Annotated in this window: 5 protein-coding genes; all 5 read right to left on the reverse strand. The window is 63.4% G+C overall.

Features of this window, described 5'->3' with window-relative positions; all coding sequences use genetic code 11:
• On the reverse strand, positions 1-608 hold a 608-nt coding region (locus AC5E6L_RS11720), incomplete at its 3' end, for an amidohydrolase family protein (protein WP_491773475.1).
• Positions 605-943 (reverse strand): hypothetical protein, encoded by a 339-nt coding sequence (locus AC5E6L_RS11725; RefSeq protein ID WP_491773477.1) that lies wholly within the window; start codon positions 941-943, stop codon positions 605-607. The genes AC5E6L_RS11720 and AC5E6L_RS11725, both read right to left, overlap by 4 nt.
• Positions 944-1,115: 172 nt before the next feature.
• Positions 1,116-1,475, reverse strand: a complete 360-nt coding sequence (locus tag AC5E6L_RS11730) for an endonuclease domain-containing protein (protein WP_491773479.1) — start codon at positions 1,473-1,475, stop codon at positions 1,116-1,118.
• The gene (locus tag AC5E6L_RS11735) at positions 1,472-2,725 is read right to left on the reverse strand and encodes a Zn-dependent hydrolase (RefSeq protein WP_491773481.1); all 1,254 of its coding nucleotides are present in this window, start codon (positions 2,723-2,725) and stop codon (positions 1,472-1,474) included. Before AC5E6L_RS11735 ends, AC5E6L_RS11730 begins: the two co-directional genes overlap by 4 nt.
• 23 nt (positions 2,726-2,748) lie before the next feature.
• Positions 2,749-4,233 (reverse strand): CoA-acylating methylmalonate-semialdehyde dehydrogenase, encoded by a 1,485-nt coding sequence (locus tag AC5E6L_RS11740; RefSeq protein ID WP_491773483.1) that lies wholly within the window; start codon positions 4,231-4,233, stop codon positions 2,749-2,751.
• Positions 4,234-4,235: the final 2 nt, after the last annotated feature.

Genomic DNA, 4,235 nt, shown 5'->3' on the forward strand with positions numbered 1-4,235 from the left:
TCGGGCCCATTGTTGCCTTCGGCGAGAAGCTTGGCCTGCAGATCGGCGACGACATCGCCATTTTCGGCATGCACCAGCGGCAGCGCGCCCAGTTCGGCGCAGCGGCGGAACGAAGCGAACATCTCGTCATCGTTCACCATCAGCGCGCCCTTGTAGGCCATGAAATGCTTGAAGGTGTTGATGCCGCGCCTGACGACCTCCGGCATCTCGTTGAACACCTGTTCGCCCCACCAGGTGACCGCCATGTGGAAGCCATAGTCGCAATGGGCGCGGGTCGATTTGTTGTCCCAGCGCTTGAGCGCGTCCATAAGCGACTGCTCGGGCTCGGGCAGGCAGAAATCGACCACCATGGTGGTGCCGCCCGAAAGCGCCGCGCGCGTGCCGCTTTCGAAATCGTCGGACGAGTAGGTGCCCATGAACGGCATTTCGAGGTGCACGTGCGGGTCGATGCCGCCGGGCATGACATAGCAGCCCGTCGCGTCCAGTTCGGTGCCGCCCGACAGGTTCTCGCCGATCTCGGCGATCACCCCGCCCTCGATCCTGACATCGGCCCTATAGGTCAGATCGGCGGTGACGATCGTGCCGTTCCTGATGGTGGTGGTGGTCATGATGACTTCTCCGCTTCCGCTTCAGTAAAATGAACGCGGCCACGTGGATGGCGTTCAGTTTGCAATTGAAAATAGACCGGCACCTCGAACGACACCTTCTGCGTATATGCACGATTTGCCGGACCCCCAACCTCCGCCAAACTCAACACCTTAATACTGCCCGCTCCTTCGGCTTCGACAGTCACCATCACCTCAAACGACACCATTTGCGGCGATGTAACGCTGTCTTGGTCAATACGGCCAGGTGCGATGAACAGTTGAGACTCACTTTGGGCTTCCGCGACACCATTGGTGATATCCAAGAGCGTCTGTTTGACATATTCATCAAGCTTCATCGCCTAAGCACCCCCCACCCTTCATCCCTCCCCACAAGGGGGAGGGAGGACATCAACACTGCTGGCATTCCACAAGCATCGAGCAAGGTTTGAAGAACAGTATTGTGGCGCAATGTCGAGGCCTTCCCTCCCCCTTGTGGGGAGGGATGAAGGGTGGGGGTAAGAAGAGGCATTATATGATCCCCGCTTCGCGCATGATCTCTTCGACGCAGCCATCGAAACTGTCAGCAAGTTCACCCGTGTTGAACCGCAACACCTTATAGCCCTGTCCACGCAGCCAATCGTCGCGCTGCCGGTCACGAACGATCTGATCAGGCTCAAAATGGTGCTGGCCATCGATCTCGATGACCAGATTCAGATCGTGGATAGCGAAGTCTGGAATGTAAGGTCCGATCGGCGCTTGCCGCCTTACATGAACGCCGTACCTGTTCTTGAACGCGCGCAACTCCGACCACAATCTCCGCTCGCCATCTGTCATGTTTCGACGAAGTGCACGTGCCTGGCTGACTGTGGCGTTTGACACTTGCCTCACCCCACGATCTCCGCCTTTTCCATCACCGCGTGGAACAGGACGTCCGCGCCGGCTTTCGCCCAATCCTTCGTGATCTCCTCGGCCTCATTGTGCGAAAGCCCGTCGACGCACGGGCACATCACCATCGCCGTCGGCGCGACGCGGTTGATCCAGCACGCATCGTGGCCGGCGCCGGAAATGATGTCGCGATGCGCATAGCCCAGCCGCTCGGCCGCCTCGCGGATCATTGTGACGCAATCCTCATCGAACGCGGGCGGGTCGAACTGGCCGACGATCTCGGCGGAGAATTCGACGCCGATATCGGCGCACAGCTTCGGCGCCTCGGCCATGAAGCGATCATACATGGCCAGCAACGTCTCCAGCTCATGCGACCGGAAATCGACCGTGAACACGACCTTGCCGGGAATGATGTTGCGCGAGTTCGGATAGACGTCGATATGGCCGATCGCGCCGACCGCGTTGGGCGCGTTCGCCATGGCGATGGCGTGCACAAGCTCGGTGACCTGCGCGAGGCCCCTGCCCGCATTCTTGCGCATCGGCATCGGCGTCGAACCGGTATGGCTTTCCTTGCCGGTCACCGTGCATTCGATCCACCGGAGACCCTGGCCGTGCGTGACGACGCCGATATCCTTGCCCTCGGCTTCGAGGATCGGCCCCTGCTCGATGTGCAGTTCGAAGAAGGCGTGCATCTTTCGGTCGCCGACTTTTTCCTCGCCCTTCCAGCCGATGCGCTCCAGTTCGTCGCCGAAGGTCCTGCCCTCGGCGTCGGTGTGTTCGTAGACATCGGCCTGGTCGAGCACGCCGGCGAACACGCCGGACGCCATCATCGCCGGCGCAAAGCGCGCGCCTTCTTCGTTGGTCCAGTTGGTCACGACGATCGGGTGCCTGGTCCTGATGTCGAGATCGTTCATGGTGCGCACGATTTCGAGCCCGGCAAGGACGCCCAAAACACCGTCATAGCGCCCGCCGGTGGGCTGCGTGTCCAGATGCGAGCCGACATAGACCGGCAGCGCGTCGGGATCGGTGCCCTCGCGGCGCATGAACATGGTGCCCATCTGATCGATGCCCATGGTCAGGCCGGCCTGCTCGCACCAGCGCTGGAACAGGCGCCGCCCCTCGCCGTCCTCGTCGGTCACCGTCTGCCGGTTGGAGCCGCCCGCGATCCCCGGCCCGATCTCGGCCATGGCGTGGATCGTGTCCCACAGCCGGTCGCCATCGATGCGCAGGTTCTCGCCGGGGGCTGCGGGCATGGTCCTTGTCCTTTTCTTTTCGCTCACGCCGGGAAGGTGAAGACAGCGCCATCCTTGATGCCTTCCGGCCAGCGCGTCGTCACCGTCTTCAACCGCGTATAGAAGCGCACGCCCTCGGGGCCGTAGATGGAATGGTCGCCGAACAGCGAGCGCTTCCAGCCGCCGAAGGAGTGATAGGCCACCGGCACCGGGATCGGCACGTTGACGCCGACCATGCCGACCTCGATCCGGTCGCAGAAATCGCGCGCGGTGTCTCCGTCGCGGGTGAAGATGGCGGTGCCGTTGCCATATTCGTGGGCGTCGATCATGCGCACCGCCTCGTCATAGCTCCCCGCGCGCACGACGGACAGCACGGGGCCGAAGATCTCTTCGCGATAGATCGTCATGTCGGTGGTCACCCGGTCGAACAGCGTGCCGCCGACGAAATAGCCGTTCTCATAGCCCTGAAGGGAGAAACCGCGCCCGTCCACCACCAGATCGGCGCCCTCTTCGACACCGGTGTCGATATAGCCGAGCACCCGCTCCTGCGCCTGTTTGGTGACGAGCGGCCCCATATCGGCGTCCGGATCGGTGGACGGACCGATGCGCAGGCTTTCGACGCGCGGCTTGAGCCTTTCGACGAGCGCGTCGGCGGTCTTGTCGCCCACCGGCACGGCGACCGAGATCGCCATGCAGCGCTCGCCGGCCGAGCCGTAGCCCGCGCCCATCAGCGCGTCGGCCGCCTTGTCCATGTCGGCGTCGGGCATCACCACCATGTGGTTCTTGGCGCCGCCCAGCGCCTGCACGCGTTTGCCGGCCTGCGTGCCGCGCATATAGACATGGTGCGCGATCGGCGTGGAGCCGACGAACGAGACCGCCTTGATGTCCGGATGATCGAGGATCGCGTCGACCACCTCCTTGTCGCCATGCACGACATTGAGCACGCCGTCCGGAAAGCCGGCCTGCCTGAACAGGTCGCAGACCAGCATCGGCGCGGACGGGTCGCGCTCGGACGGTTTGAGAATGAAGGCGTTGCCGCAGGCGACGGCGACCGGATACATCCAAAGCGGAACCATGGCCGGGAAGTTGAACGGCGTGATGCCGGCGACCACGCCGAGCGGCTGCCGGTCCGAATAGCTGTCGACGGAGGGGCCGACATTGCGCGAGAACGCGCCCTTCAAGAGATGCGGAATGCCGCAGGCGAACTCGACCACCTCGATGCCGCGCGCCACCTCGCCCAGCGCATCGTCATGGGTCTTGCCGTGCTCGCGCGAAATGGCGCGCGCGATGTCGGCGGCATGGGCGTCGAGCAGCTCCTTGAACCGGAACATCATCCGCGCGCGCTTGAGCGGCGGCATCGCGCCCCAGGCCGGCTGGGCGGCTTTTGCGGCATCGACGGCACCGTTCAATTCGGCGACCGTCGACAGCGGCAGTTCGGCGATCGCCTCGCCCGTCGCCGGATTGAACACAGGCTGGCGCCGGGACGATCCGGAAACGGCCAGCGAACCGTTGATTGCGTTCGAAACGATGT

The sequence above is a fragment of the Roseitalea sp. genome (genome assembly GCF_984466335.1).